The 27,000-nt window shown below is 37.2% G+C and carries 32 protein-coding genes and 2 pseudogenes; 20 read left to right on the top strand and 14 right to left on the bottom strand.

The annotated features are described in order from the left end of the window. Positions 1–510, bottom strand: coding sequence for a hypothetical protein (locus INT04_RS01665; RefSeq protein ID WP_193014410.1), 510 nt, complete (start codon positions 508–510; stop codon positions 1–3). Between the two features lie 569 nt (positions 511–1,079). Beyond that, a pseudogene (locus INT04_RS01660) lies at positions 1,080–1,442 on the bottom strand (Hsp20 family protein). Positions 1,443–1,847: 405 nt separating this feature from the next. Between INT04_RS01660 and INT04_RS01655 the strand changes: the two are divergent. Next, entirely contained in the window at positions 1,848–2,936 is a 1,089-nt protein-coding gene (locus INT04_RS01655) for a Fic family protein (RefSeq protein WP_193014409.1), read from the top strand. Positions 2,937–2,943: 7 nt separating this feature from the next. Here INT04_RS01655 and INT04_RS01650 read toward each other — a convergent pair whose 3' ends face one another. The 11 genes and pseudogenes from INT04_RS01650 to INT04_RS01600 all read right to left on the bottom strand — a co-directional run bounded on the left by INT04_RS01650 (position 2,944) and on the right by INT04_RS01600 (position 10,230). Continuing rightward, entirely contained in the window at positions 2,944–3,144 is a 201-nt protein-coding gene (locus INT04_RS01650) for a hypothetical protein (RefSeq protein WP_193014408.1), read from the bottom strand. 288 nt (positions 3,145–3,432) lie between these two features. Then, complete coding sequence (locus tag INT04_RS01645; protein WP_193014407.1) at positions 3,433–4,545, bottom strand: helix-turn-helix domain-containing protein; 1,113 nt, start codon at positions 4,543–4,545, stop codon at positions 3,433–3,435. A 9-nt stretch (positions 4,546–4,554) separates the two neighbouring features. After that, positions 4,555–5,274: a hypothetical protein gene (locus tag INT04_RS01640; RefSeq protein WP_193014406.1), complete on the bottom strand. Its 720-nt coding sequence runs from the start codon at positions 5,272–5,274 to the stop codon at positions 4,555–4,557. A gap of 216 nt (positions 5,275–5,490) precedes the next feature. Continuing rightward, positions 5,491–5,889, bottom strand: coding sequence for an antiterminator Q family protein (locus tag INT04_RS01635; RefSeq protein WP_193014405.1), 399 nt, complete (start codon positions 5,887–5,889; stop codon positions 5,491–5,493). A 49-nt stretch (positions 5,890–5,938) separates the two neighbouring features. After that, entirely contained in the window at positions 5,939–6,580 is a 642-nt protein-coding gene (locus INT04_RS01630) for a recombination protein NinG (protein WP_193014597.1), read from the bottom strand. A 30-nt stretch (positions 6,581–6,610) separates the two neighbouring features. Then, positions 6,611–7,060 carry a hypothetical protein gene (locus INT04_RS01625; RefSeq protein WP_193014404.1) on the bottom strand — a complete coding sequence of 150 codons (450 nt, stop codon included), beginning with the start codon at positions 7,058–7,060 and terminating at the stop codon, positions 6,611–6,613. A gap of 25 nt (positions 7,061–7,085) precedes the next feature. Next, positions 7,086–8,447: pseudogene (locus tag INT04_RS01620) on the bottom strand (replicative DNA helicase). 23 nt (positions 8,448–8,470) lie between these two features. After that, a complete protein-coding gene (locus tag INT04_RS01615) occupies positions 8,471–9,238 on the bottom strand; it encodes a helix-turn-helix domain-containing protein (protein ID WP_193014403.1) in 768 nt (255 codons plus the stop codon). Then, entirely contained in the window at positions 9,235–9,408 is a 174-nt protein-coding gene (locus INT04_RS01610) for a hypothetical protein (RefSeq protein ID WP_004251793.1), read from the bottom strand. Before INT04_RS01610 ends, INT04_RS01615 begins: the two co-directional genes overlap by 4 nt. A gap of 95 nt (positions 9,409–9,503) precedes the next feature. Further along, positions 9,504–9,860: a transposase family protein gene (locus INT04_RS01605; protein WP_193014402.1), complete on the bottom strand. Its 357-nt coding sequence runs from the start codon at positions 9,858–9,860 to the stop codon at positions 9,504–9,506. A gap of 142 nt (positions 9,861–10,002) precedes the next feature. Continuing rightward, a complete protein-coding gene (locus tag INT04_RS01600; RefSeq protein ID WP_004244717.1) occupies positions 10,003–10,230 on the bottom strand; it encodes a transcriptional regulator in 228 nt (75 codons plus the stop codon). Positions 10,231–10,326: 96 nt separating this feature from the next. Between INT04_RS01600 and INT04_RS01595 the strand changes: the two genes are divergently transcribed. The 11 genes from INT04_RS01595 (at position 10,327) to INT04_RS01540 (ending at position 17,442) form a co-directional block, all read left to right on the top strand. Beyond that, positions 10,327–10,968 carry a helix-turn-helix transcriptional regulator gene (locus INT04_RS01595; RefSeq protein WP_193014401.1) on the top strand — a complete coding sequence of 214 codons (642 nt, stop codon included), beginning with the start codon at positions 10,327–10,329 and terminating at the stop codon, positions 10,966–10,968. A gap of 129 nt (positions 10,969–11,097) precedes the next feature. Beyond that, on the top strand, positions 11,098–12,222 hold the full coding sequence (locus tag INT04_RS01590) for an ImmA/IrrE family metallo-endopeptidase (protein ID WP_004244715.1): 1,125 nt from the start codon (positions 11,098–11,100) through the stop codon (positions 12,220–12,222). Beyond that, positions 12,219–12,728 (top strand): DUF4411 family protein, encoded by a 510-nt coding sequence (locus tag INT04_RS01585; RefSeq protein WP_004244714.1) that lies wholly within the window; start codon positions 12,219–12,221, stop codon positions 12,726–12,728. The genes INT04_RS01590 and INT04_RS01585 overlap by 4 nt, the downstream gene beginning before the upstream one ends. 352 nt (positions 12,729–13,080) lie before the next feature. Further along, on the top strand, positions 13,081–13,401 hold the full coding sequence (locus INT04_RS01580; protein WP_193014400.1) for a hypothetical protein: 321 nt from the start codon (positions 13,081–13,083) through the stop codon (positions 13,399–13,401). Positions 13,402–13,528: 127 nt separating this feature from the next. After that, a complete protein-coding gene (locus tag INT04_RS01575; protein WP_193014399.1) occupies positions 13,529–13,978 on the top strand; it encodes a hypothetical protein in 450 nt (149 codons plus the stop codon). A 56-nt stretch (positions 13,979–14,034) separates the two neighbouring features. Then, positions 14,035–14,265 (top strand): hypothetical protein, encoded by a 231-nt coding sequence (locus INT04_RS01570; RefSeq protein WP_193014398.1) that lies wholly within the window; start codon positions 14,035–14,037, stop codon positions 14,263–14,265. 461 nt (positions 14,266–14,726) lie between these two features. Beyond that, complete coding sequence (locus tag INT04_RS19280) at positions 14,727–14,891, top strand: hypothetical protein (protein WP_226893910.1); 165 nt, start codon at positions 14,727–14,729, stop codon at positions 14,889–14,891. Position 14,892: 1 nt separating this feature from the next. Next, the gene (locus INT04_RS01555) at positions 14,893–15,504 is read left to right on the top strand and encodes an ERF family protein (protein WP_193014396.1); all 612 of its coding nucleotides are present in this window, start codon (positions 14,893–14,895) and stop codon (positions 15,502–15,504) included. Beyond that, complete coding sequence (gene ssb / locus INT04_RS01550; RefSeq protein ID WP_193014395.1) at positions 15,504–16,013, top strand: single-stranded DNA-binding protein; 510 nt, start codon at positions 15,504–15,506, stop codon at positions 16,011–16,013. The genes INT04_RS01555 and ssb overlap by 1 nt, the downstream gene beginning before the upstream one ends. A gap of 69 nt (positions 16,014–16,082) precedes the next feature. Continuing rightward, on the top strand, positions 16,083–16,334 hold the full coding sequence (locus tag INT04_RS01545; RefSeq protein WP_017628380.1) for an excisionase: 252 nt from the start codon (positions 16,083–16,085) through the stop codon (positions 16,332–16,334). Then, positions 16,309–17,442, top strand: coding sequence for a site-specific integrase (locus INT04_RS01540; protein ID WP_104836382.1), 1,134 nt, complete (start codon positions 16,309–16,311; stop codon positions 17,440–17,442). The genes INT04_RS01545 and INT04_RS01540 overlap by 26 nt, the downstream gene beginning before the upstream one ends. A 109-nt stretch (positions 17,443–17,551) precedes the next feature. Here INT04_RS01540 and icd read toward each other — a convergent pair whose 3' ends face one another. After that, complete coding sequence (icd, locus tag INT04_RS01535; RefSeq protein ID WP_006537208.1) at positions 17,552–18,805, bottom strand: NADP-dependent isocitrate dehydrogenase; 1,254 nt, start codon at positions 18,803–18,805, stop codon at positions 17,552–17,554. Between the two features lie 138 nt (positions 18,806–18,943). On the opposite strand from icd, the gene rluE reads away from it, so the two are divergent. The 8 genes from rluE to INT04_RS01495 all read left to right on the top strand — a co-directional run bounded on the left by rluE (position 18,944) and on the right by INT04_RS01495 (position 26,935). Next, entirely contained in the window at positions 18,944–19,573 is a 630-nt protein-coding gene (rluE, locus tag INT04_RS01530; protein WP_193014394.1) for a 23S rRNA pseudouridine(2457) synthase RluE, read from the top strand. Continuing rightward, entirely contained in the window at positions 19,566–20,015 is a 450-nt protein-coding gene (locus tag INT04_RS01525) for an NUDIX hydrolase (RefSeq protein ID WP_193014393.1), read from the top strand. Before rluE ends, INT04_RS01525 begins: the two co-directional genes overlap by 8 nt. A 109-nt stretch (positions 20,016–20,124) precedes the next feature. Continuing rightward, positions 20,125–21,228, top strand: coding sequence for a tRNA 2-thiouridine(34) synthase MnmA (mnmA, locus tag INT04_RS01520; protein WP_193014392.1), 1,104 nt, complete (start codon positions 20,125–20,127; stop codon positions 21,226–21,228). A gap of 2 nt (positions 21,229–21,230) precedes the next feature. Next, positions 21,231–21,860: a high frequency lysogenization protein HflD gene (hflD, locus tag INT04_RS01515; protein ID WP_193014391.1), complete on the top strand. Its 630-nt coding sequence runs from the start codon at positions 21,231–21,233 to the stop codon at positions 21,858–21,860. A gap of 30 nt (positions 21,861–21,890) precedes the next feature. Continuing rightward, positions 21,891–23,261, top strand: coding sequence for an adenylosuccinate lyase (gene purB, locus INT04_RS01510; protein ID WP_193014390.1), 1,371 nt, complete (start codon positions 21,891–21,893; stop codon positions 23,259–23,261). A gap of 213 nt (positions 23,262–23,474) precedes the next feature. Beyond that, on the top strand, positions 23,475–24,149 hold the full coding sequence (gene phoP / locus INT04_RS01505; protein WP_193014389.1) for a two-component system response regulator PhoP: 675 nt from the start codon (positions 23,475–23,477) through the stop codon (positions 24,147–24,149). Between the two features lie 14 nt (positions 24,150–24,163). Beyond that, the gene (gene phoQ, locus INT04_RS01500) at positions 24,164–25,627 is read left to right on the top strand and encodes a two-component system sensor histidine kinase PhoQ (RefSeq protein WP_193014388.1); all 1,464 of its coding nucleotides are present in this window, start codon (positions 24,164–24,166) and stop codon (positions 25,625–25,627) included. 186 nt (positions 25,628–25,813) lie between these two features. Further along, on the top strand, positions 25,814–26,935 hold the full coding sequence (locus INT04_RS01495) for a cupin domain-containing protein (protein WP_193014387.1): 1,122 nt from the start codon (positions 25,814–25,816) through the stop codon (positions 26,933–26,935). The last annotated feature ends 65 nt before the right edge of the window (positions 26,936–27,000 follow it).

Here is a 27,000-nt window from a genome sequence, read left to right as displayed (position 1 = left end):
TTAGGCTCCGAGAAAAAGGTATCTTCCGCTATATGGCATAATTATTTGTAGTAATTCTATCGCGTTCCGAAGATTTTCTACTTGGGCATTTAGCAACGTGATGTCTTTAATACCATGAAATAAATTATTTCGATACCTATAGACAATTAAGAGGCACACTTCGATTTTATCTTCAAAAGAAGTTTCTTTATTTCTTAGTACATCAAGTGATTTCTCAGTTTGTGAATCATCTCTAAAATAGAGGTAATCGAAATGCTTTGTTGGCTCACCGCTTTCATGTATATAGCGTTTAGACCAATATGATAGTTGGGAGTCGATCGCATCTAATGGCATATACCTTGCGACTCGCTTTGAAAAAGCTCCAATCTGATCTACAACATTCTCATTATAAGCTTCTGAAGCCTCAAAAATTGACCACATAAGAGTGAAATCGGATACTGCTTCGAGTGTATTAGGTTCAAGTTGTGCTGAGTGTCGTATGTTTTGTTGAATCCAATTAGATACTTCCACTGATAATTTCCTTTCGATAGAGTATTTATTCAATATGAATTTTGAGATTTTAGTCAAACAATTAAGCCGGGCACGGACATGACATGTCCTTATAAGACCCGTGTCATTTGGCAAATGATATACTGGTATTTTTATGACTGATATAGCAAAAGATGAACTTTTGGCAGATATCAGGATCAGATCACCACATTCCAGCTTGATAAGTCGACCATTCAGTCATGGTACGACAAACCTCCCGCTTCGTTGTCCGGATTATTCCAGCATCAGTAGCGGGGAATAATCCGTCAGCATCCCGTTTAAAAAACTCTAGGAGAGACACGATTACTCACCTAGTTATCAATTCTGAGCCAGCGACTGATGAATTAGAAGGCATAGTGATTTGGAAGTCCATAATCTGCACTTAATCACCACAATTCAATTAGTCATCTTGTAGCCCTAACTTCCTCTACTCGCTCAAACCAGTTCTCAATCTATCTACCCTAGTTCAGACCAAATACAATTAAAAACCCTCACAAAAACAATTAAGGCTACACACCATAATGCGTAGCCTTAATCTTATTCACATTCAATTATCTTTTGTCTTTATTTTCTATCGCTATTGTTTGCCGTTTTTCTTCTTCAGGTAACTCATACTCAATAGCGATGGTCAGAAGCCCACTTGATAAATCGGCTTTTTCTATTTTAACATTTTTACCGAGGTCAAATTGCAACGTAAATTGCCCTTGAGATATGCCTCGGTGGATCCATTTATCATTGTCTTCTTCTGATTTTTCTTCTTTTTTCCCTTCAATCAATAAACGGCTTCCTTTCAATGAAACCGATAAGTCATTTTCTTGATATCCAGGCACACTTACTGTCAATTCATAATGGTTATCATCAATCTGTTTCAGGTTATAAGTCTACACAGGTGATGCGATAGGCTTACTTCCTATTGTCCACTTCCCCTAAAAAGAGTCCCCTATAACTGAAAAAACTCTTAATTGGTTACTCATCTTTCTTTTTACAATGAGATAATTTCACATGAAATGTTGGAACGACAAGTTCTTAATATAGTAAGTAATAAACTGGAAAACGTATTAATAAATACTAAGAGATAGATCCCAATTTTGTACTACGGCTAGAGCTGATAATAACAAAACTTAAAGCTGGTAGAATCAATAGCAGAAGCATAGTCTGTATAGAATCCATCCCATAAGAGAAACTATATCATTGTATAATTGTGGTTAGCTTCCGCCGTTTCAAATTATACCGTCGTGCCATCACTATTTTGAATACAAAGATGACTGGATAATCAATTATATAGTATGATTAAAGCCTGTTTTCAGACAGGAGCATTAATGAATATTTATAAGATTGGTTGGCTCTACCATGGCGAAACCGTATATAAATCTGCCTCAGAGCTCTGCAACATCTATAATGTCAACATTATTCACCTAAAAAAAGTGATTAATGATGGTCATATAGAGCATTTTTTCTGGAATAAGAAAACCCGAGAAATCATTAGAGGAAAAGGAACTATCAAGAATGCTCCTTGGCTCCTATCCATGGATTGTGAATACATTACTCACTCTAGGGAACCCAAAGGAGAAATTCAACTTGGAGATTCCGTCATGGTGCATCGAAAATTCACACATAATGAAGAGTCTTTCATTTTTGGATATGTCACTGGGTTATTTTTTCTTGGAGATAAAAAAACATTAGAGATAACAAGAATATCACTGGATACCAGAATTGATGGTACAACAATAAAAGTTCTCCATAGCGAATCATCACCTGTTTTTTTCCTTAGTGACGGAATTAATGATCGCCATGAGTACATCGCTCCAACCAACAACTTGTTAAAAATAAAATACAAATATCAAATAGATGCAGTTGAGTTTCTTCTTGGCAATTTAAATACACTAAGAATTATTCGCGAAAAATACAGCAAACGCCAGCTTCCGCTGGCTGAACTAGCATTCCGCGATGTTCACCATGCCATGTTTGCAATACTTTATCCATGGGGAGGCATATATAGAACACATGATGTTGTGGTTGGGGATAGAAATAGAGAAACTCTACCATCAAGAGACATTACTAAATCCATGAGATCCTGTTTTCGACGAGTATCAAAACCAAGGTTAGAAAAGATCCGAACTAAAGAAAGCTTAGCGATGTTACTAACCGAATTGCATAAAGAACTGGCATGGATCCATCCTTTTGAGGATGGTAATGGACGCGCCATCAGGATGTATTTGCTGATATTATCTATGTCTATGGGTTTCCATATGGATTTATTTAAACTAAATGGTAATAAAAAAAGCAAAACGTTCTATCATTATGCAGTTAGAAAATCTATTTACGATTCAAATAACAGGTATCTCTACCGAATTATCTTCTTTTCACTTACAGAGATAACAAAAAAAATTGAACAAAAAACAAAATAAATATTTTTTAATAGTGACAATAAGATTTTTCAAAAGAATGAATCGTTTCTATAGGGTTCTGTCCTTCAAAAGGAGCCCTATCTCCTTCAAGGTACATTGAATTAACCATCGTATTATAAATAATTGAGATCATTTCATCTTCAGTCAGTTCATATGCCGCATCATCACTATTTCTGAGTTCAAATTTTACTGCACCATATTTTTTCATTCAATATCCCCCACAATGCTAACATGCTTTATAGCTTAAACCGCATAAAAAGTCAACATCCGCTGTGGATGCGATCTATATCACGGCAGTTACTACAATAACGTCTAGTTATGTAAACCAATATCCCAAATTATAGAGTCATTAACATATCTAATAACTAGAACATAATCTGTCACTGAACTAGGATGTTACTACCTAGACAGAATTTAGGCTATTTAGAATTTTTGACAAAAGCAATTATGGCTACATATAAAAAATATAAGTAGCCATATATACATACGATAACAATTACTTAATTAATTGTAATTTTGGTGTGAATTTATTTTTAGATCTCTGTATGTCTTCATTACCACTAATTGCTTCCATAAAGAAATTATTATTAAAAGTCAATGCACTCAGCTCATCAATTGGTAATCTTAATTGTTTTAATATTTCACCTCGTTTAACCCCTTGAGAACGTAATGTAGAAAATACCTTATCTAATATTAAGGATTTTTCACGTCCTGGCATTCCTTCAGGTTCACTAGTTCGATAACCACGCCGAGCTAACTCAATAGATAATTGTCTATAATGCCATTCACTAGATAACCCAACATCAAATGTACGCCGTACCAACGCGGCTAAAGAAACTTTCCAATTCTTTTTCATGGAAATTAATAATTCTAATGGAGGCATTCTTGGAATTGTCGCTAAAATACTACGCTCAGGCATTAGAAATGCTGATGCAAAACGATCTGCATCTAATTCAGCTTGTCGCCCATTATTACTAGAATGTTTATGAAGAACTAAATGACCTAATTCATGCGCCGCATCAAAACGACTACGTTCCGGTGTTTTCATTGTATTTAAAAGTACAAAAGGTTTTTCATCCATCCAGAATGAAAAAGCATCAACTTCAAGACAATTTTCAGCTAAAGAAAAAACTTTTATACCATTGGCTTCAAGCAAATGAATTACATTAGATATTGATAACTCACCTATACCCCAACTTTCTCTAACAGCTCTAGCAGCATGTTCTGGTTCTAAGTAGCTATCAAAACTACAATTAGGCACATTTACCTTAGGTAAGGTAAACTTATTATCAATCCACATGGACAACTCTTGCGCCAACTTTCCAGCACTAAGCGCCGAATCTCTTTTTTGAGCACTCAGTTTTGTCATTGCGCGAAAACTCACAGCTTCTGTTGATAAAGAAGGGATATCTCTATCAAGAAAAAACTCTATGGGATAACCAAGAACAGCTGATATCCTCTCCATGCTATCACTTGCAATAGGCTCAAAAATACCTGCTTTTTCATAATTAGAAATTGTCTTACTAGTTAATCCTGCCTCCTCAGCTAACGCCCTTTGTGTCAAGCCTCTCCGCTCTCTGGCTATACGCAAACACTCTGAATTAAACATGGTACATACTTAACCTACTTTGGAAATATCAAGTTCAATATCCTGGGTAAACTGTGGTGTATCTCTACCTTGGATAATCGGTTCTGGTTGGTGAATATCTAATATCAAACGTGTAGAAAAACTATTTACTATATTCCTATCATTATAAGAAATTGGTCTCGAAAGTTCGGCTCGAATACCAACACGCCCATATTCGTCAGTCTTATCGAAATCATACAACAAAAACCATAAATCTAATCCAATTTTATTAGGTAAAGGTGGGGTAATGTCTTCATTCGAAAGGCCAAAATCTATTTTTAGTTGATTATCGTTCAGTTCTAATATGCCTTGACCAGGATTATTATTGCGAATAAGCCCCATTAAATCACAGGTAAAATCCCCTTTTTTCATACGGGATTCTGGATATCCATTAATAAGCCCCGTTTGATTACAGCCACGACAAATATAAATTGCGTGATTTTTATCAACCGTCAATTCAACATTTCTTAGAGATAATCCTTTATATCCCCTAGATGCAAGAATATCCCTAGCTCCACTCACTGCTTCTCCATAAAAATACTGCCCTCTAGAAATTAAAGGGTGATTTCGCGTTGTTGAATAACGCCCGGATAGACCCCGTTCAAAAATGCGGGTAAGATCGTGAAGACTAAGATTCATAGATTGTAAGTAAGATTCCACCACATCAGAATCTGACAACACTGTAGGTTTTGTAAGATTAAATGCTTGCATCAAATTAGCCTCGCTATAATTTTCTATTTTTTATACCTCATTTGAGGTTAAAAAACAAGAAAATAACTGGATAAATTCACAGAAAAGCATTTGTCTTGTAAAATAGAATTGAAATTTAGGAAGTCTTAATACAACCCCGTTATACTCACGAGGTTTTCAATAGATAAGTCATGTAACATTAAAATCATTATTAACACAATATATTGTGCTTTGTAATTACGCAAGACTATAAATGTTGTGTTTTCTAATTATTTTATCCATATCTAATTTTACGTTATCAACCGATAGACACCCCTCAATAAATCCTTCCGCTGTCTGCAATCGCTTAGCCACTTCATTATGAGAAATACCGAGTTTTGAAGCCATTGAGCGTAAAGGATAATTCTTCACATAGTACATAATAACCAGCTGAAATAAGTAACTATTATTTACCTTTAAATGTAATAGCGCTTTATTTATTTTTAAACCATCATCATCTGAACATTGCTCTCGGCTTCGTCTTGAACTTGGAATTAATCCTTTAAAACCTGCGGCAATTGATGAGTAATCGATACTATTTCCCTCATTAGCTGACCACGCTCCCCAACGTGATAAAACTTCCTGCATATCTCTCATACAGACTTCTCCAAACCATTTGTTACCTTGTTGCCTATTAATTAATCAATTACACCTTCATCTCTCTTTCTCGTTTTAATTGCCTGACCTTCTCTCTGTATTTATCTCGTATCTGGATATAATCTTCGCGTCGCCAATTCGGAAGCTCATGAGGCCCTCGTAGCCAATCAACTAATTCTTGACCAAATTTTTCGATAAGTTTTTCCTCATACTTTTGACTTACACTGGCATTTTTATGCGTAAACCGCCCTGCTCCACCATTACATGATTTACATTGCTTATATGCATTACGTTCATCAAATCTCAGCTCAGGGTGTGAACCCACAGATAAGAAATGGCCACAATCCCATTGTCCTCCATGTAAATCTGGAGGATTAGTTTCACCACAACTAATACAAGGCTCATCATGATCTCTGAGCCTGATATATTGATTAAACGCAGTTTGAGCTTGTTTGATAAAATATGAGGTAGGTTTTACTGCTAACTTGCGGGCTTTGAGTTTGTCTCTTGCTTTGATTTCCTTTTCTCTTTGTGCCTTTTTGAGTTTTACTAACGCTTTTTCTTTTTCCTTATTCCTTCGTTTTATTGCCAGTTCTGCGCCGTGTTCTGGGCAACACCACCAAATATTACTGTATTTAGGATGAAACCATTCTCTACATATTTTACAGCGCCGTCGCCTTAGCGACTTCATTATGTTTTCCTTTGATTTGTCCATCAGCAATTATTCCTCTTGATTTCTTTTCAAATTCATATATTCAGAATTGCTAGGAATGATGATCGGAATTCCCTTCTCAATGCACCATTGTTCATGTTTCTCCATCATGTAAAGCATCCTTGCCTTATCCATCTTGCTGGTTTTTTCACGCTCACCGTTTTCATTGCGCCCTAACCAATGTCCAACGAAATATTCATGCGTTTCCTCATTAGTAATGGGCTTTGATAAAACGATTTCACCGACACCATTTTTAATATCGATAACAACGCCACGTGCACGTAACCACTCGCCTGTGGTTTCCATCCACATACGCCATGTTTTATTCATTGGTATGGTTCTTAAATCACGCCACTCGGTGATTTTGATGCGATAGCGTTTACCTGTTGTCACGATTTCGGAGAGCACTTTGAAAATACTGTTGAGATTGGATTTATGGAGACAGATATCATCTGTCACGAGGTCTCCTTTTTACTTTCATGAGTTAAAACGATTTTTCACAATACCTTTTAGGCTCTCGTTTCGGTTGAGCGCGATAAGCAGCCATATATTGATCGACCGGTGTAATACTCAATCCTTGTTGGTCAACATACACGGTGCCTGTTTTACCGTGTCGATTAAGCCTTAAAATCATTTCGGTCAGCGTTTCATCCGCATTATCGTGGTACACCGCATCACGATAAATGCCTAACCAATAATCACAATCTTGCTCGATTTGTCCTGTGTCTCTTGAATCACTTGGTACGGGACGTTTATCTGCCCTGTTTTCTAATCCTCGATTCAGTTGCACAAGCAACACAACCACCGTATTGAGCTCTTTTGCCAATATTTTTAGCCCCTTAGTGATTTCACCATAGGCAATATCATTACGGTCAGCTTTTCCCGCTTGCATCAGAGTGAGGTAATCGACACCAATAAACCCAATATCACCGACTTTGCGTTTGATTTTCCGACTTTCAGAGCGAATATGCTGTAAGGACATGCCTGGTGTATCATCCACCCAAATATTCGGCTCATCTTTAAGGCGACCGATGGCACTGCAAAGCCTATCCCATTCATGCTCTTCTAACTTTTGGTAAAATTTATCTGAATTAATTTGGGTTTGTTGGGCTAGTGTCCGTTCAACAAGCTGTTTGTCTGTCATCTCCATGCTGAACAGCAATATAGGCTTACCTTATTGTGAAACATTTTTTGCCATTTCAGTGAGAACGGTTGTTTTTCCCATCTTAGGACGAGCACCAATCACGAACAGTGAACCGATGACAATCTGTTTCGGGCTTAATAGGCGGTCAAAATCTTTAAATCCCGTTTTTAATCCTCGATGTTTCTCTGGGTTATCTTGTCGGTCACAAATGTCGGTAAAAACATCATCCAACACATCATCAATTCGGCGTAATCCTGTTTTTCTCCCCATTTTTCCAAACGACGTAGCTTCATCAAGCAAGCGTTGTGCCTGTTCAATTTTATCCGTAAAACTTAACTCACTTGGCACCATCATGAGATTTTGAATTTCAACCGTCTTTTCGATAACAAAACGCTGTGCAGAACACTCTCGAATTTTTTTCGCATAAGCCATAATGTTAGCAATACTCGGTATTTCTCTTGCTATTTCAGCGAGATAGGCAAAACCACCTGATTGATTAATTCGCCCTTTTGACTCCAGACAATCCGTCACCGTCATAATGTCTATTGGCATACGTTGGGTATACATTTCTCGCAGGGTGAGATAAATAGTTTGATGGTGTTGGGCATAAAAATCTTCAGGTTTTAGCAGTGAGAAAATTGATTGAGCATTGTCACTTTGCGGGTCGAGCAGGAGTCCTCCAATAACATTTTGTTCCGCCATCAAATTATTCGGAACTTGGTTCATCACAGTGCTCCCTCCCTTGTTTTGAGTACCGTTTCTGGTCTGAGTAAATAATCAAAATTCGCTCGCCAACCCCGATTATTTTCTCCAAAGTACCAAGCACTCGCTGTTTCCATAAAATAATCAAAATAATTTTTAGCTGATTCGACTGTAGGCTCTTTAAGCTCTTTCAGGAATTTGGATATTGCTCGTTTGCGTTTGTCATTCAGTGATTCGGCATTGGGTAATCTATCCCCTGCTGATTCGTTGAAGGCTTGCATGATTTCCTGATAAGGAATGTTAGTTTGTCGATTAATTGAAATCTGCTTTGCAGGTTTCAAGTCGTCAGACGATAATTTTTTAGGGTTAATTGACTGGTTAAAAGACTGACTGGTTCTGGGTAAAAATTTTTGACTACCCCCTAGTCCAACCGTTTGACTACCGTGGTCAAATTCTTTGACTACCTCTGGTACAGAATTTTGACTAGGTGGTACTGTATTTTGACTACCGTCATCAAGAGATTTAGCCTCCAAATCCAGAATATATAAATTGGAAGTATGCCCCTTATCAGTTTTTCGCGTAACTTTACGAACAAACCCTTTTTTACATAAACTTTTAATGTGGTTTATCGCACTTTGACGGCTAATTTCGCAATGACGTGCAATAGTTTCATAAGAAGGAAAGCACTCACCTTTATCATTGGCATTATCGGCAAGTTTCAGCAGCACCATTTTTTGCGCTGTACTCCCTACCTGTAATTGCATGGCTTTTGCCATTAGAAGCATACTCATTTTCGCTCTCCTAATAACTTATCTCGATGTGCTTTCCTTAATTTTGCGTCTTTCAATGCTTCCTTTAAACGCTGACAACCGAGTGGAGTTATTTCTTGTAATAGCCTATTTCTCATGATGTTTTTATGCTCATCACAGCCATTAAATTCATGATTTATTCTTTGTCTCATGGTATAATTTCTCCATTCCAAAGCTGTATCAAAAAAGGGAAACCGAAGTTTCCCCTTGTGATAAAAACTGGATATTGATACAGTGTATTTGTACGTTAAATGGTGAATTCCATTGAACAACACGCCTCGTTTGTTGCCGCAATCGAGGCGTTTTCTTTTATTTTCATTTGAGAAAGTTCACCCATTTGTTTCCACAAAAATCGGTACTCTTCTTCTGAGATTTTTCGTTCTCCTTCCATCACAAAATCAATAATTCCCGATGCGACAAGTGTTTCGCATATTTCAGGATATTTTTCAGTTCGACGTAGGATTGTTGAATCATGGACACCTAACGTTCTAGCCACAGCAGATTGAGTTTTATTTCTCAATGCTTGCAATGCTTGCAATGCTGATGCGATTAGGTGATTAGAGATAAATTGATTAAATTGTTTGCGTGTATTTGCGCATTCCATTGTTTAAAGTCCTTATGAGTTAACTAAGGGACAATAATGATCCGTGGCTCATTCCGTATGAGTTGATATTGGGGGAAAAGTTGTCGCTTTATCAGCGACTCCGTAGCAGTCAAAAACTGCGATTGTTAAAGAGCGAATAAAACTATACAGTTTCTAATTCAGGCCAAATTTTATACCAATCGTCCGGCCTTAAATCTCTGCGTGTAACTGCACCATTTGTTGCTATTTCAATTTCAACACAACGTTTAGGAGAAATAGCACTAACACCAGATGCCATTTGAGAAAGGAAAGACTTCGAAACACCTAATTGGTCAGCTAATTCTTTAGCACCACCCCACTCAAGTGAATCTATATATTTTTTTAACTCCATATTTACTCTCCATTAGTTTCAAATATGGAGTTTATTAAACACTAAACAAAACGTCAAGTATTTGCTTGTTTAGTCATTACTAATCAAAATAAAGGTATGGAAATAAAAAAATTAAGACAAATAAAGCTCTCACAGTGGTTTAAAGGTAAAACCCTGCCCACTAAAGAGAAAAGCTATATATCTCAACTGATGAGTGGTAAATCATCGTTTGGAGAGAAGGCAGCTCGTCGTCTAGAAAGAGACTATGGGATGCCTATTGGTTATCTGGATACCCAAGATATTCAGGATGATGAGGTTGAATTCATAGGTAAAGTACCATCAGGTTTAGTCAAAGTACGTGGCGAAGCATTTCTAGGTGTCGATGGTGCTGTTGATATGATTGAAGCCCATAGTGGATGGTTAAAAATATACAGTGATGATGTTGATGCATACGGGCTTAAAGTTAAAGGTGACAGCATGTGGCCTCGCATTCAATCAGGTGAGTATGTTGTCGTTGAACCGAATACATCAGTAAAAACAGGTGACGAGGTATTTGTACGCACGATTGATGGTCACAACATGATAAAAATCTTTAATAAGACTAGAGATGGCGACTATCAGTTCACCAGTATCAACAACTCACATAAACCAATAACGTTATCACCAGATCAAGTAGATACAATTCATTATGTCGCAGCTATAGTTAAACCTATCAAGTTTATTGATATCTGTGAAAAAACAGGTAAAACACTTTTTTAGTAGCCTCATAGCATCTTTAGAAAGATGTTGTGATGTATAAGAAATAATAGGTATAACCAAATTGATATTTTATTCAGTTAAATACATACTCAAATAAAGAGAATAGCGTATAACATATCAAGGCATACAATGACACAGGCATTTATAAACAACAATATACTTACATGGGCGAGATGCAGAGCTTCTCTCTCTGTGGATTATATTGCTGAAAAATTCAAAAAGCCTGTTGATGTAATTATTGCATGGGAAGAAGGTAAAGAACCTATCTCTTTTGCACAAGCGCAACGATATGCAAATATAACAAAAATACCGTTTGGGTATTTATATCTCAATACGCCACCAGAAGAAAATCTACCAATCCCAGATAGGAGAACTGTGGGAAGTAGAAATAACGAGGTGAGTGTAGCACTAAAAGACACTATTAGTGATGTGTTAATTAAACAAGATTGGTATAGAGATTATGCCTTATCCAATGGGATACCTGAAGTTGAGCTAATTGGTAAGCTCCCACCTAATAGTCACCCTAAGCAAATTGTAGCTACAATAAAAGAATACATTGACCTTCAAATTCCGCCAACTAGAGGTAAATGGAGGGATTTTTTCTCCGTATTAGTAAAAAAAATAGAGTCTCTTGGAATTCTAGTCATGAGAAGTGGTGTTGTAAAAAGCAATAATACAAGACCTATTAGTGTTGATGATTTTCGAGGGTTCTGTATCGCAGATAAGATAGCACCAGTAATTTTTATTAACACTAACGATGCAAAAGCAGCACAAATATTTACTTTGGTTCATGAGTTATCTCATCTGATTCTCGGCCAGTCCGCAATATCTGATCTATCTATAAACTCTCGAGAAAAAGAAGAGATGATTTGCAATGCTGCTGCTGCTGAATATTTAACTCCAGAAATAATATTTTTAGAAAAATGGAATAATAGTATATCTCTTGAAGAAAATATTGATATGTTGAGAGATATTTTCAGAGTTAGTAGCTGGGTAATAGCTAGGCGAGCTGTAGATTTAAAACTGATAAGCAAACATGAATATACACAATACGTAAGTATAATAAATGAAAAAAGTACCTCTAGTGGTGGCGATTATAATCGCAACCAAAAAGTGAGAACTAGTGAGCGTCTTACTATTGCCGTGATTACTCAGGCGTTAGAAGGAAAAATACTTTTAAGAGAGGCTCAAAGTTTAACAGGAATACAGCCAAATAAACTATATGCATTTGCTCAGAAGGAGTTCGGGCTTTGAGCTATCTAATTGACGCAAATATATTTATTCAAGCTCAAAATGATTATTATTGTTTTGATTTATGTCCTGGTTTCTGGGAATTTATGGGTTCTAAATTCATAGATGGACAATTAATAAGTATTCGAAATGTCTTTGATGAATTACAAAAACGAGATGATGAAATATGTTCTTGGTCAAAAAACATAAGGCATTGTTTCCAAAGCATTGATGATCAGGAAACTCAAGTACATTTTCGTGCTATTGCAAATTATGTTCAAAAAGAATATACACCAAGACATAAAAATAGCTTACCCCATATACAAAACTTTTTATCCGTTGCAGATCCATGGATCATAGCAAAAGCAAAAGCAACAAACTCCATTGTGGTTACTCACGAAATTAGAGATAAAAACAATAGTTGTAAGCCAAAAATACCTGATATTTGTGATTATTTTAATGTTAAAACTATTAGAACTAATGAGCTTCTAAGGAATTTTCAAGTCCAATTCATTCTCTCGCAACAATAATATAGCCCTTTCAACTTAGGATAGGGCTTTTCTTTTTCATCTTCCATTCATCCAAAAGTGATCTGCGCTACAATCTAAGTTTTTTACAAATAAATTTGCTTAACATTCATGGTTTTGTTAACCATTAACTAAATAGTGTTTAGTAAATACTTGACCTGTATTTTAGTATTTAATAAACTAAGAACATCAACGGAACACAGCACGTTGATGTTCTTTAACAACGATGGTGGCGAGCTGTGTATTAGCTACCAGAACGGCGACGCTGATAAAGCGTCAACCTTCTCAGAAGGTTTTCGGATTGGTGTTTCATTATTTTATCACCAATCACTAAAGCCAACTGTTTGGAGGATATATGGCAACTATAAAAGTGAAGAAATCACGCAAACCAGACTTTTTACGTGGTAACTCTGCAAATAGACGTCATGCCAGACGGAAAGTCGAAGCCATTGCAATTAGAGATATTGAGATGCAACTAGACTCAATATTTCAACTAGAAACTAAAAAATTAAACCGCGTTGAAAAGACACTATCGCTAAGCCACATTCCTGTGACTAGAAGTATTGAACCTAAGTATCAATCATCACCTGATAACTGTTGTTTACCAAACATAGTTATGTTTTCGAGTGTTAGAACAAAAAAATCAAAGGACAAATTTTGTGTCACTGCAAGATAAATTAGAAACCACCTTATATTGGATGATCAGTATATCAAATTAATTGAATGATTGACTTTCATCTCATATTTTATATGAAGGAGATACTATAATCTAAGCTATTTTATTCTAACGATGTGGTTCAATAATGAAAAAAAATATTCTCGACATAATTAATAGTGCCAATAGGGTTTTAGAGCACACTACATCTATATTAGAATCATTAAATGAAAACTTAGCAAAACTTAATTCCTCAATTGAAGCATTCAGTTTGAAACGAGCTCATAACCGACCAATAGAATATGAGATAAAAAATATTAAATGTTTACTCAAATCAAATGAGTTTAACAAACAACAATTACCTCAATATATGAAAACATTGTCGGATATAAAATCCTTTAAAAAGGAATTTGAAGATTTGGATAAAGATGTAAAAAAAATATATTTAGAAATGATACCAAAAGCTAACTCAATAGATGATGAAATATTAATTATTGAAAAAGAAATTTCAATTTTGAGCAGTAACATCCTTACTGACTCTGAGGTAAATATACTTATTGATAAAATTATAGAATTAAAAAAATTACTTAAAGAGTAATATTTCCATAACTTTTATTATCTTAATTATCAAAACATCATAAATGGAAAATAAAAATGACTCAACAAGATACTTCTGTCGTTATTAACTTCAAATTAACTTTAAATCATATTGAAAATAAACCACATCGAGTAGAAGTAAACACTCAAATAAATGCTTCAGATGAAATCCCTGAGTTAGCTATATTACTAAGCGACTTCTCAGATAATTCGATTGGAGAAAATGCGATCAAAGCGGCATTAAAAAAAGCCGTTTTAAATACCTTAGTAAACAAAGTTAAACATTAATAAAAATATTTCCTCTCGTCTAAATCTTTTTTTCGCCAACACCAGAATATATTAATCACTATCACTTGATTAGTGAGGGTTTTGCACATCCAGAGGTAAACATGAACATTGATAAATACACACTTTGTTTAGCCCAAAGCCAAGCAAGGATCGCCCGTTTTCTCAAAAATAAACATGAATGGAATAAGGCCAATCAGACATTAAAACAGGCTTATAGCATAAAACATCAATACAACGCAAAGGTATGCAAAGAAATAAATATCCCAATGAATAGGCTCTATGGATAGAGGTAATTTTTTGTGAATAATTTTAATAATCAAATATACCCAAATGATAAATACCCTCGACTAAGTTCATCTACTCCGAAAAGGAATTTCAAGGAAGTTCTCGCTCATGCAATAGCTATTATTGAAGGAGAAATACCTAACAATTCGCCTAGCATAGCTGAACAGCGACTCGCTATGACGCTTTGGTATATGAATTTAGATGCATCCAAGAATCACCCTCCTCTTCCTGAGCATATTCGAGCCCAACGAGATTCAAAAAGGACATATGTACCTAGTAATAAATTTGAAGTCGATTACTACGGAAGTGATCGCCGTCAAGGTCAATATTTAGGGGATTAATATGACTGCTGTATACAAAGCTATTAGTAATGTTGCTAGAGAAATGGCTGAAACGGGCATTAAAAAAGGAAGTGTAAACCAACAACAAGGATTTATGTTCAGAGGAATTGACGCGGTATATAACGCCCTTGCCCCTGCTCTAGTTAAGCATGGATTGCTGATTCTTCCACGGATCATTGAACGTACCGTCACGGAAAGACAAACACAAAGAGGTGGCTTGTTATTCTATGTCGTAGTGAAAGCTGAGTTTGAATTTGTTTCTGTTGAAGACGGAAGTAAACACACGGTTGTGACTTATGGTGAAGCGATGGATAGCGGAGACAAAGCCACAAACAAAGCCATGTCTATTGCATATAAATACGCAGCTTTCCAAACATTTTGCATACCAACCGAAGAAACAGCAATCGATGCGGATGCAGAAGTTCACAATGTAGTACCGAGAACACCAGATCAAATATTGAAAAATTTTACTAATTCAGCAATGGCTATTACAGATCTCAATATTTTGAAAAAAGAATTTGGTGAAACATGGAAGTTACTCAGAAAAACGCCTGAACAATCAAAAGCAAAGGAAGTATATAACATCAGAAAATCAGAATTGGAGGTGATGTAATGGCAAGTAAAGGTGTAAATAAAGTCTTATTGGTAGGACATCTAGGTCAAGATCCTGAAATGCGTTATCTCCCAAATGGCGATGCGGTCACTAATATTACATTAGCCACCAGCGATTCATGGAAAGATAAACAATCAGGTGAAGCCAAGGAACGTGTTGAATGGCATAGAGTTGTGATATTCGGAAAACTTGCCGAAATCGCTGGTGAATATCTGCGTAAAGGTTTACAAATCTATATCGAAGGCCAATTACAAACACGTAAATGGCAAGATCAAAATGGACAAGACAGATACAGCACGGAAGTTGTAGTGAATATTAATGGCTCAATGCAAATTTTAGGTAACAACAATCAGGCAGGAAACCAGAAATCACAACCATCACCTCATCAACACGAATGGAGCCCACAACAATCTCCTAAACATAATGAACCCCGAATAGACTTTGATGATGATATTCCTTTTGCACCGATTGGATTACCTTATCCTCATATCGCTATTCATATTATTTAAAATACTGCTTAACAGATTACGCTAATTAATATTTATTTAAATTGAGTATAAATAACGTGGAGAGAAAATATGTCAAGAATGGTGACTCTTGAAGCGTGGGCAAGGTTGGAATTTGGAGATGCCTCTCCTTGCATGACGGTATTACAAAAATACGCAAAGAATAACCTTATTGCACCACCCGCAATGAAAGTTGGCCGCAAGTGGATGGTTGATAGAGAAGCTCGTTATGTGGGCTATCTGTCTCTCCCCCAAATTCCTACTAAATCAACGGAACGACTTAAGAGGATAATTACAGATGGCTGCCCGACCACGAACCCATAAAATTATTATCCCTAATCTATATCGAAAGCTAGATAAACGTAACGGCAAAATTTATTGGCAATATAAACATCCCATCACCGGTACATTTCATAGCTTAGGCACTGACGAACAAGAAGCGAGAGAAACTGCCATTCAGGCCAATACAATTATTGCTGAACAACATACTCGACAGTTATTAAGTATTAATGAACGGTTATCAAAAATCAAGACAAACAAGTCTGAAATATCTGTCGATATATGGATGGATAAATATTTAGATATTCAAAAAGAAAGATTAGATATCGGTGAATTAAAAATTAATTCTTATCGACAAAAAATGAAACCTATTAATTTATTCCGTCAATATTGTGGTACGAAAATATTAAAAGAGATAACCGCATTAGATATCGCTGAAATAATAGATTCCATCAAAGTATTAGGACATTCAAGAATGGCTCAAGTCGTTCGCATGGTGCTTATTGATGTATTTAAAGAAGCTCAGCATGCAGGCTATGTTCCGCCTGGTTACAATCCTGCGAAAGCAACTAAACAACCACGGAACAGAGTGAAAAGAGAACGCATGACATTGGACGAATGGCGCACTATTTACCAGCAAGCTAAGAACCACCCTCCTTACTTGCAATGTGGCATGTTGCTGGCCTTAACCACAGGTCAGCGGATCGGTGATATCTGTAAAATGAAATTCTCTGATATTTGGGATGACATGTTACATATACAGCAAGAGAAGACGGGCAGTAAGTTGGCCATCCCTCTCTCGCTAAAATGTGAGGCTATCAATCTCTCCTTACGGGATGTCGTTGCTCAATGTCGTGATGCTGTTGTAAGTAAATATCTCGTGCATTATCGGCATACCACCGCACAAGCAAAACGAGGCGAGCAAGTCACACCAAATACGTTAACCACAACATTTAAAAAAGCGCGAGATAAGTGTGGGTTAACTTGGGAAAAAGGTACGGCACCAACTTTCCATGAACAACGATCTTTATCCGAGCGGCTTTATCGTGAGCAAGGAATTAATACACAAAAATTATTGGGTCATAAAACACAAAATATGACTGATAAATACCACGATGATAGAGGCAAAGAATGGCAAATTATTGCTGTTTAATTGAACAGTTTTGGGGAAGAGTTTTGGGGATATTTTGGGGAAGAATTTTATAGTACAAAAAATAAACGGGAACCAATAAGCTCCCGTTAACTATTTATAAAATCAACAATTACATATGTTTGATAATCGCGTCACCAAACTCGCTACATTTCAGCAGCTTAGCGCCTTCTAACTGACGTTCGAAATCATAAGTGACAGTCTTAGCGGCAATCGCGCCTTCCATACCTTTAATGATTAAGTCAGCGGCTTCAGTCCAACCCATGTGGCGTAACATCATTTCCGCGGAAAGAATAATTGAGCCTGGGTTAACTTTATCTTGGCCTGCATATTTAGGTGCTGTGCCGTGTGTTGCTTCAAATAAAGCACACTCATCACCAATATTTGCACCTGGAGCGATACCTATACCACCAACTTGAGCCGCTAATGCATCAGAAATATAGTCACCATTTAGGTTCATACATGCGATAACATCATACTCTGCTGGGCGTAACAGGATTTGTTGTAAGAATGCGTCAGCGATAACGTCTTTAACGATGATCTCTTTACCTGATTTTGGATTCTTGATTTTAACCCAAGGACCACCATCCAATAATTCACCGCCAAACTCTTCGCGTGCTAGCTCATAACCCCAGTCTTTAAAGGCACCTTCGGTAAATTTCATAATATTACCTTTGTGTACCAGAGTCACTGAATCACGATCGTTATCAATCGCGTATTCAATCGCTGCACGAACTAAGCGCTTAGTCCCTTCTTCTGAACAAGGTTTGATACCAATACCGCAATCTTGTGGGAAGCGGATTTTGGTAACACCCATTTCATTTTGCAGGAATTTAATCACTTTATCGGCTTCTGCCGAGCCTGCTTTCCATTCAATACCCGCATAGATATCTTCTGAGTTCTCACGGAAGATAACCATATCAGTCAGTTCAGGTTGTTTTACTGGGCTTGGCGTACCTTTATAGTAACGCACTGGACGTAGACAAATATAAAGGTCAAGTTGTTGGCGTAATGCAACGTTTAATGAACGGATACCACCACCAACTGGGGTAGTAAGAGGACCTTTAATAGAAACACGATATTCACGGATAAGATCTAAAGTTTCTTCTGGTAACCAAACATCTTTACCATATACCTGCGTTGATTTCTCACCGGTGTAGACTTCCATCCACTCAATTTTACGTTCTTTGCCGTAAGCTTTCTCAACTGCTGCATCAACAACTTTTAACATTGCTGGCGTAACATCGATACCAATACCGTCCCCTTCGATATAAGGGATAACCGGATTATTTGGAACAACAAGCTTACCTTTAGCATCTAGTGTAATTTTAGCGCCATTAGCCGGAACAACTACTTTGCTTTCCATTTACCTCTCCTTTCATGTAAGCGCACGCTTTGTTAATTTTTTGTAAGAGACCTGTCAATACTACTTGATTATTCAGCTAACGCCAATCGCTTCTCTTTTAAGGTATAATCAATCTCCCATTTTTTACAAAAATTAACTATGCCAAATCAATTTAAAAACTCGACTAAGACAAGAAAACACCATGCACCTTCAACACAGAGAAAATCAGTACGCCCAAGAGGTGAGCGCAAAGTGGTTATCTTTAATAAACCCTTTGATGTGCTAGTGCAATTTACCGATGAAAGCGGTAGAAAAACGTTAAAAGATTTTATTCCTATTTGTGATATTTATGCAGCAGGACGCTTAGATAGAGACAGTGAAGGACTTTTAGTCTTAACAAATGATGGTAAATTACAAGCGAAATTAACACAACCAGGTAAAAAAACAGGGAAAATCTACTATGCTCAAGTAGAAGGCATTCCTAATAATATCGACTTACAACAATTTCGGGAAGGATTAGAACTTAAAGATGGCAAAACATTACCTGCACAAGTCGAATTAGCTGAACAACCCGACTGGTTATGGGAAAGAACCCCCCCGATTAGAGAACGCCAAACTATTCCGACATCTTGGCTAAAAATCACCTTATTTGAAGGTAAAAACCGCCAAGTTAGACGAATGACGGCTCATATTGGTTATCCAACGTTACGCCTGATCCGCTTTAGTATAGATAATATTACATTGGATAATCTATTACCTGGTGAATGGAAGGAGATTGATTTTGTTTAAACCCAATGTCACTGTCGCGTGCATTGTTCATGCAAAAAATAAATTTCTGGTTGTTGAAGAAACGGTCAATGGAAAAGCAACGTGGAATCAGCCTGCGGGCCATCTTGAAGCAGATGAAACCGTTATTCAGGCAGCTCAGCGTGAATTATGGGAAGAAACGGGATTAACACTCCCAGTTCAATACTTTCTTAAATTACATCAATGGATTGCTCCGGATAAAACCCCTTTCTTACGTTTTCTTTTTCTCATTGAAGCACGAGAACAATTTGAAACACAGCCCCATGATAGCGATATAAATTGTTGCCACTGGCTTAGCGCAGATGACATTATCCAAAGCCAACAATTAAGGTCGCCTTTAGTGAGAGAAAGCCTGTTATGTTATCAACAAGGCGAACGCTATCCTCTTTCTATTTTAAGTAGCTTTGGTGCGCCTTTTAACTAAATGACAGAAAAGCAAAAAAGAAAGCATCAAAAACAGAGTAACACTTGATGCACCTATGCTAGTGATATGGTAAAGTATGGCGCTTATTTTTCCGCAGTGAGATCCAGTCATGTCAGATAACAGCCAAAAAAAAGTCATCGTAGGAATGTCCGGTGGCGTAGATTCATCCGTCTCAGCCTATCTTCTTAAGGAACAGGGATATCAGGTCATTGGTCTGTTTATGAAGAACTGGGAAGAAGACGACGATACAGAATATTGCTCAGCCTCTACTGATCTTGCCGATGCGCAAGCTGTGTGCGATAAGCTTGGTATCGAACTTCATACCATCAATTTTGCTGCTGAATATTGGGATAATGTTTTTGAGCATTTTTTATCTGAATATAAAGCAGGTCGTACTCCTAACCCTGATATTCTATGCAATAAAGAAATAAAATTTAAAGCATTTTTGGAATATGCAGCAGAAGATTTGGGTGCTGATTATATCGCAACAGGCCATTATGTTCGCCGTCGTGATATCAATGGCAAAAGCCAATTACTTCGTGGTGTCGATAATAATAAAGACCAGAGCTATTTCTTATACACATTAAGCCATGAGCAAATCGCACAAAGCCTTTTCCCTGTTGGGGAAATGGAAAAACCTGAAGTGAGAAAAATTGCTGAAAAACTTGATTTAGCAACAGCAAAGAAAAAAGACTCAACCGGTATTTGTTTTATTGGTGAACGCAAATTTACCGATTTCTTATCGCGCTACCTTCCCGCTAAACCGGGTCCAATCGTCACCGTTGATGGTGAAACTATTGGTGAACATCAAGGACTGATGTACCACACATTAGGCCAACGTAAAGGTTTGGGTATTGGTGGAACAAAAGATGGCGGTGATGATCCATGGTATGTCGTTGATAAAGAACTTGAGAACAACATTCTTGTTGTAGCCCAAGGTCATGAGCATCCAAGACTAATGTCTGTGGGTTTAATTGCTCAACAGTTACATTGGGTATCAAGAGAGCCAATCACTGAGGCGTTTCGCTGCACTGTTAAAACACGATATCGCCAACCTGATATTGCGTGTACAGTAACGCCATTAGGTGAAGATAAAATTGAAGTCCGCTTTGATTATCCTGTTGCCGCTGTAACACCGGGGCAATCAGCCGTCTTTTATCAAGGCGAAGTCTGTTTAGGTGGCGGTATTATTGAAACTCGTATTCAGGAGTAGACGTGGCTAAAGATTTTCGTGATATAACCCTTGCTCTGGCAGGCATCTGCCAAGCAAGTCGTCTTGTTCAACAAATTGCTTACCAAGGCAATGCGAACGAGAATGATGTTGAAGTCATGGTTAACAGTATTTTTAATATCAATCCAACTTCAACACTAGATGTTTATGGTAATCAAATCAGCCATCTAAAGTTAGGGTTTCAGACATTAAAAGCCATTCATCAAGCAGTGAGACGAGAAAAATTAACGCTTGAGTTGATGACCTATCAGCAAGGTTTAATTAACTTAGAACGCTTAATCGGTCGAAATGATGATTATAGCTCGCGTTTATCACAAAAAATTTCTCAATTAGAGCGTCAAAAAAGCTATTTTGAGCCTATGTCTGAGGGAGTATTTAATGCCCTTGCTGGTGTTTATGTTGATGCCGTAAGTCCTGTTGGCCCTCGTATTCAGGTTCATGGCTCTATTGAACTGCTAAAAAACCCTATTATTCAAGCTAAAGTGAGAGCATTGTTACTGACAGGTATTCGTAGTGCTGTGCTCTGGCGTCAAGTGGGTGGTCGTCGTTTTGACTTTTTATTGCATCAAAAGACTATCCTACGACAAGCTGATGATTTTCTCGCTCAATGTTAATACTTTAATTCAACCTGGGAGTTGCCAACAATGGAATTATCTTCGCTGACAGCGATTTCACCGATTGACGGTCGTTACGGTAGTAAAACTTCGTCGTTACGTTCTATTTTTAGTGAATTCGGTCTTCTGAAATTCCGTGTACAGGTAGAAGTTCGCTGGCTGCAAAAGCTGGCATCTTGCGCCGACATTAAAGAAGTTCCCGCCTTTGAAAAAAACGCAAACGATTACCTTGATGCGATTGTCGCTAACTTCAATGAAGAAGATGCTGCACGTATTAAAACTATCGAACGCACCACTAACCACGACGTAAAAGCTGTAGAATATTTCTTAAAAGAAAAAGTGGCGACCATCCCTGCTTTACATCAGGTTTCTGAATTTATTCACTTTGCTTGTACTTCTGAAGATATTAATAATCTGTCTCATGCCATTATGCTAGAAACAGCCCGCCAAGAGATCCTGCTACCTGCATGGCGTGAACTTATTGATACAATTAGTAAAATGGCGCAAGAATACCGTGAGTTACCACTGCTTTCACGTACGCATGGTCAACCCGCGACACCTTCAACGGTTGGTAAAGAGTTCGCTAACGTGGCTTATCGTATGGAGCGCCAATATCGTCAACTTACCCAAGTTGAAATCTTAGGTAAAATCAATGGTGCTGTCGGTAACTATAATGCACATTTAGCGGCTTATCCTGAAATAAACTGGCATCAATTTAGTGAAGAATTTGTGACTTCATTAGGTATTACATGGAATCCATACACTACTCAAATTGAACCCCATGATTATATTGCAGAACTTTTTGATTGTATTAGCCGATTCAATACTATTTTGATCGATTTCGATCGTGATATTTGGGGCTATGTGGCACTGAACCACTTCAAACAAAAAACAATTGCAGGTGAAATTGGTTCATCAACCATGCCACATAAAGTGAACCCAATTGACTTTGAAAACTCTGAAGGCAACCTAGGGTTAGCCAATGCGGTAATGGGGCATCTGTCTAGTAAGTTACCCCTTTCTCGCTGGCAACGTGACTTAACAGACTCGACAGTGCTGCGTAATTTAGGTGTAGGTATGGGGTATGCGCTCATTGCTTACCAATCAACAATGAAAGGCTTAAATAAGCTTGAAGTAAATGAAAAACATCTCCGTGAAGAGCTAGACTGTAATTGGGAAGTATTAGCTGAACCAATTCAAACGGTAATGCGTCGTTATGGTATTGAGAAACCTTATGAAAAACTGAAAGAATTAACACGTGGTAAACGTATCACCGAACAAGATATGGCTATTTTCATTGATGGTTTAGAATTACCAGAAAACGAAAAAATACGCTTAAAAGCAATGAAACCTGAAAGCTATATTGGTTTCGCAACTCAGCTTGTTGACAAATTAAACTAATTAATTAGTTTCAAAAGGCAGATAATTTCTGCCTTTTTTTATCACAAAAAACAAAGAAAGCTATCTACAACCTAAACACTTTACAGGCTACAGTGTTTTTTAGGTGATAGATTGTCTATGATAACCTCATATTTTTATCTGATAGATTGACTATCATTTCCTATATTTATTTTACAACGGTATATTTTTACCGATTGTACTCAAGGTGGAATAATGCGGATCTTAATTATTGAAGACAATATCTTACTTCGCCATCACCTATCTGTGCAATTTCGAGATGCAGGCCATCAAGTTGATGCCGCAGAAGATGCCAAAGAAGCAGATAGTTTTATTACACAAGGTACACCTGATGTTGCCATTGTGGACTTAGGGTTACCTGATGAAGATGGTATTAGCCTGATCCGTAGATGGAGAGAAAATAATATTACGCTACCAATAATGGTCTTAACAGCGCGTGAAAGTTGGCAAGAAAAAGTTTCCGCCTTAAATGCGGGGGCGGATGATTATGTGACAAAACCCTTTCATTTTGAGGAAATTGTTGCGCGTATTCAGGCATTAATGCGAAGAAACATGGGAATTGCTTCACAAACTCTCTCGATTGCTCCTTTTGAGTTGGATTTATCACGGAAAGAGTTCATGATTTCAGGTGAGCAAATCAAATTGACTGCATTTGAATACACTATATTAGAAACATTAATGCGCAATCAAAATAAAGTGGTTAGCAAAGATGCATTAATGCGTCAGTTATATCCTGATGCCGAACTAAAAGAAAGCCATACTATTGACGTACTAATGGGGCGATTACGTAAAAAAATCTTAGAAAAATACCCAGACGATGTTGTGGTAACAGTGCGCGGGCAAGGCTACCGACTTGATATGAAACCTTAGTATGAAACCTTAGTATGCAAAAAAAACAGCGCTCTCCTTTTTCATTACGAACACGATTTTTACTTGCGACTAGTGCCATTATCTTGGCACTCACGCTCTCTTATGGGCTAGTGGCAATTGTTGGTTCCATTGTGAGCGTTGATAAAACAACCTTCATGTTGATGAGGAGTCAAAGTAACCTTTATTACAGCTTAGCTCAGTGGAATAAAGAAAAGCTGAGCATCGAGTTCCCCACGAATCTCAATAACAATAATACTTCATTGGTGGTCATTTTTGATGATAAAGGTAATGTATTATGGACACCTTCAGATTTACCTAACGCCATTCCAGATAGCATTAAACATAAGTGGCGCCATGAGGAGGGCTTATTTGAAATTTCAGTTGATGTAAGAACAACTCGTTTAATGTTACAACAGTTACCTCAATATCGTGTTTATCTTAAACGACTTGAAGAATATTCAAGTAATGAATTTTTAACTCACTCTGTCGTCATAAACCATTATCCTGCGGCTGATAATATGCCTTATATGGCAATCGCTGTTATTGACCCTATTCCTCAACGTATGCAAAAAGTCAGTCAGGTTTGGGACTGGTTTTTATATATTATTCTTGCAAATTTATTTTTAGTTGTACCTTTAATTTGGCTTGCTGCACACTGGAGCTTAAGGCCAATAAAACAAGTGATCGAACAAATCAGTGCATTAGAAAAAGGCACACGTAATGATTTGGATGAAAATCCGCCAACAGAATTAAAAGGTGTCGTCCGTAATTTAAATGTGTTATTACGCAATGAACGAAGCCGTTATAACAAATATCGCACGAGTTTATCTGATCTTACCCATAGTTTAAAAACCCCCCTTGCTGTGTTGCAATCAACATTACGCTCTTTACGTTCAGGTAAGCAGATGACGATAGAACAAGCAGAACCGATTATGCTTGATCAAATTGAGCGAATCTCACAACAAGTAGGATATTATTTACATCGAGCATCCATTCATGGTGATCATGATATTACCACACGTAAACTCCATTCATTATCAGGATTATTGGATAATCTTTGTAGTGCATTAAGCAAGGTTTATCAGTCAAAAGGTGTTGATTTAACGTTAAACGTCTCTCCTGAAATCATGTGGTTAGGTGAAAAGAATGACTTTATGGAAGTGATGGGGAACATTCTTGATAATGCTTGTAAATACTGCTTAGAATTTGTTGAAATCAATGTTAGCAATAATGAAAATAGTGTAACGATTATTATTGATGATGATGGCCCAGGTGTCAGCCTTGAAAAAAGAGAGGCTATTTTCCAACGAGGAACAAGAGCAGATACTCTGCGTCCGGGACAAGGTTTAGGCTTATCTATTGCGGTTGATATTATTGAACAATATAGTGGTGAGATTAGCATTACAGATAGCCCTCTAGGTGGTGCTCGTATTACCGCCATTTTTGCTGAACAACAACTCACCACTGAGCGCGAATAGCCTTATTTATTGAAAAAAAACTGTTTTCTTTTAAATTCCCCGCTTAATACACGACATTACGTATGATATCTGTTCAGTTATGATAGCGTTACTCGTGGTTACTCACATTGCTCAAAGGAATGTTTAGCAGGAAGTTAGAATTCATTATATTATGATTTTAGGCTTCCCGAATTCAGGATATACACAATGGACTATAAACTTAATTTAGATTGGCAATCATTTCTCGAAAGCCATTGGCAAAAGCGCCCTTTATTAATTAAAAACGGCTTCTCACGTTTTGTTGATCCTTTATCTCCTGACGAACTTGCTGGTCTTGCAATGGAAGATGAAGTAGATAGCCGTCTTGTTAGCTGTCAAGACGGACAATGGGGAGTCAAACACGGGCCTTTTGAGCACTTTGAAGGCCTTGGTGATAAAGACTGGTCTTTACTCGTACAAGCCGTCGATCACTGGCATTTTCCTAGTGCGGCATTAATGAAACCATTTCGTGTATTACCCGATTGGCGCATTGATGATTTAATGATCTCTTATTCTGTTCCTGGTGGTGGTGTAGGCCCACACCTTGATCAATACGATGTCTTTATTATTCAAGGACAAGGTCGTCGTCATTGGCGTGTGGGTGAAAAAATTCCGATGAAACAACACTGCCCTCACCCTGACTTACTTCAAGTTGACCCTTTTGATGCCATTATTGATGAAGAATTAGAGCCGGGTGATATTCTTTATATCCCACCTGGATTCCCACATGAAGGCTATGCAATTGAAGAATCGCTGAACTATTCAATAGGCTTCAGAGCACCTAATGCACGTGAACTTTTCAGTGGTTTTGCTGACTATGTATTAGCAAATGATTTAGGTAGCTACCGTTATAGCGATCCTGATTTAACACTGCGTGAAAATTCTGCATTAGTACAACATCAAGAGTTAAATAAACTTCATGACATGATGGAGGATTTACTTGCTCAACCAGAAGTATTTCGTCATTGGTTTGGTGAATTTATTTCTCAATCTCGTCATGAACTTGATCTTGCAGTTCCAGAACCTTTATATGAAAACGCAGAGATTTATGATTTACTGCAACAAGGTGAACAACTTCATCGTTTAAATGGTATTCGAGCTCTTCGTGTTGGTGATAACTGTTTTGTTAATGGTGAATTAATAGATACTAACCACATAGAAGCTGCAGATGCGCTTTGCCAATATGATTATATTGATAAACAACATTTGGGCGATGCATTATCTGATCCAAAATTTGTTCGTCTATTAACACAGTTGATCAACCAAGGTTATTGGTACTTTGAAGATTAATAACCAATAACTTTAAATTATAAAGCCCTATCATATTAATAATAGGGCTTTTTATTATAAATTTA

This window comes from Proteus sp. FME41, from assembly GCF_014897315.1.
Taxonomy (GTDB): domain Bacteria; phylum Pseudomonadota; class Gammaproteobacteria; order Enterobacterales; family Enterobacteriaceae; genus Proteus.
Note: the sequence above shows the minus strand (reverse complement) of the source record. Positions and strands in the feature narration are given on the sequence as shown.

Excerpts from the sequence above, each read along its gene's own strand:
- rluE (WP_193014394.1), top strand. The coding sequence starts at position 18,944 with ATGCCAAATCAATTTAAAAACTCGACTAAGACAAGAAAACACCATGCA.
- INT04_RS01595 (WP_193014401.1), top strand. The coding sequence starts at position 10,327 with ATGGAAATAAAAAAATTAAGACAAATAAAGCTCTCACAGTGGTTTAAA.
- ssb (WP_193014395.1), top strand. The coding sequence starts at position 15,504 with ATGGCAAGTAAAGGTGTAAATAAAGTCTTATTGGTAGGACATCTAGGT.
- phoP (WP_193014389.1), top strand. The coding sequence starts at position 23,475 with ATGCGGATCTTAATTATTGAAGACAATATCTTACTTCGCCATCACCTA.
- INT04_RS01575 (WP_193014399.1), top strand. The coding sequence starts at position 13,529 with ATGAAAAAAAATATTCTCGACATAATTAATAGTGCCAATAGGGTTTTA.
- INT04_RS01645 (WP_193014407.1), bottom strand. The coding sequence starts at position 4,545 with ATGTTTAATTCAGAGTGTTTGCGTATAGCCAGAGAGCGGAGAGGCTTG.
- INT04_RS01600 (WP_004244717.1), bottom strand. The coding sequence starts at position 10,230 with ATGGAGTTAAAAAAATATATAGATTCACTTGAGTGGGGTGGTGCTAAA.
- phoQ (WP_193014388.1), top strand. The coding sequence starts at position 24,164 with ATGCAAAAAAAACAGCGCTCTCCTTTTTCATTACGAACACGATTTTTA.
- INT04_RS01605 (WP_193014402.1), bottom strand. The coding sequence starts at position 9,860 with ATGGAATGCGCAAATACACGCAAACAATTTAATCAATTTATCTCTAAT.
- INT04_RS19280 (WP_226893910.1), top strand. The coding sequence starts at position 14,727 with ATGACGCTTTGGTATATGAATTTAGATGCATCCAAGAATCACCCTCCT.
- INT04_RS01580 (WP_193014400.1), top strand. The coding sequence starts at position 13,081 with ATGGCAACTATAAAAGTGAAGAAATCACGCAAACCAGACTTTTTACGT.
- INT04_RS01650 (WP_193014408.1), bottom strand. The coding sequence starts at position 3,144 with ATGAAAAAATATGGTGCAGTAAAATTTGAACTCAGAAATAGTGATGAT.
- INT04_RS01640 (WP_193014406.1), bottom strand. The coding sequence starts at position 5,274 with ATGCAAGCATTTAATCTTACAAAACCTACAGTGTTGTCAGATTCTGAT.
- INT04_RS01615 (WP_193014403.1), bottom strand. The coding sequence starts at position 9,238 with ATGAGTATGCTTCTAATGGCAAAAGCCATGCAATTACAGGTAGGGAGT.
- INT04_RS01655 (WP_193014409.1), top strand. The coding sequence starts at position 1,848 with ATGAATATTTATAAGATTGGTTGGCTCTACCATGGCGAAACCGTATAT.
- INT04_RS01570 (WP_193014398.1), top strand. The coding sequence starts at position 14,035 with ATGACTCAACAAGATACTTCTGTCGTTATTAACTTCAAATTAACTTTA.
- INT04_RS01635 (WP_193014405.1), bottom strand. The coding sequence starts at position 5,889 with ATGAGAGATATGCAGGAAGTTTTATCACGTTGGGGAGCGTGGTCAGCT.
- INT04_RS01630 (WP_193014597.1), bottom strand. The coding sequence starts at position 6,580 with ATGAAGTCGCTAAGGCGACGGCGCTGTAAAATATGTAGAGAATGGTTT.
- INT04_RS01610 (WP_004251793.1), bottom strand. The coding sequence starts at position 9,408 with ATGAGACAAAGAATAAATCATGAATTTAATGGCTGTGATGAGCATAAA.
- mnmA (WP_193014392.1), top strand. The coding sequence starts at position 20,125 with ATGTCAGATAACAGCCAAAAAAAAGTCATCGTAGGAATGTCCGGTGGC.
- icd (WP_006537208.1), bottom strand. The coding sequence starts at position 18,805 with ATGGAAAGCAAAGTAGTTGTTCCGGCTAATGGCGCTAAAATTACACTA.
- INT04_RS01590 (WP_004244715.1), top strand. The coding sequence starts at position 11,098 with ATGACACAGGCATTTATAAACAACAATATACTTACATGGGCGAGATGC.
- INT04_RS01495 (WP_193014387.1), top strand. The coding sequence starts at position 25,814 with ATGGACTATAAACTTAATTTAGATTGGCAATCATTTCTCGAAAGCCAT.
- INT04_RS01555 (WP_193014396.1), top strand. The coding sequence starts at position 14,893 with ATGACTGCTGTATACAAAGCTATTAGTAATGTTGCTAGAGAAATGGCT.
- INT04_RS01540 (WP_104836382.1), top strand. The coding sequence starts at position 16,309 with ATGGCTGCCCGACCACGAACCCATAAAATTATTATCCCTAATCTATAT.
- INT04_RS01545 (WP_017628380.1), top strand. The coding sequence starts at position 16,083 with ATGTCAAGAATGGTGACTCTTGAAGCGTGGGCAAGGTTGGAATTTGGA.
- purB (WP_193014390.1), top strand. The coding sequence starts at position 21,891 with ATGGAATTATCTTCGCTGACAGCGATTTCACCGATTGACGGTCGTTAC.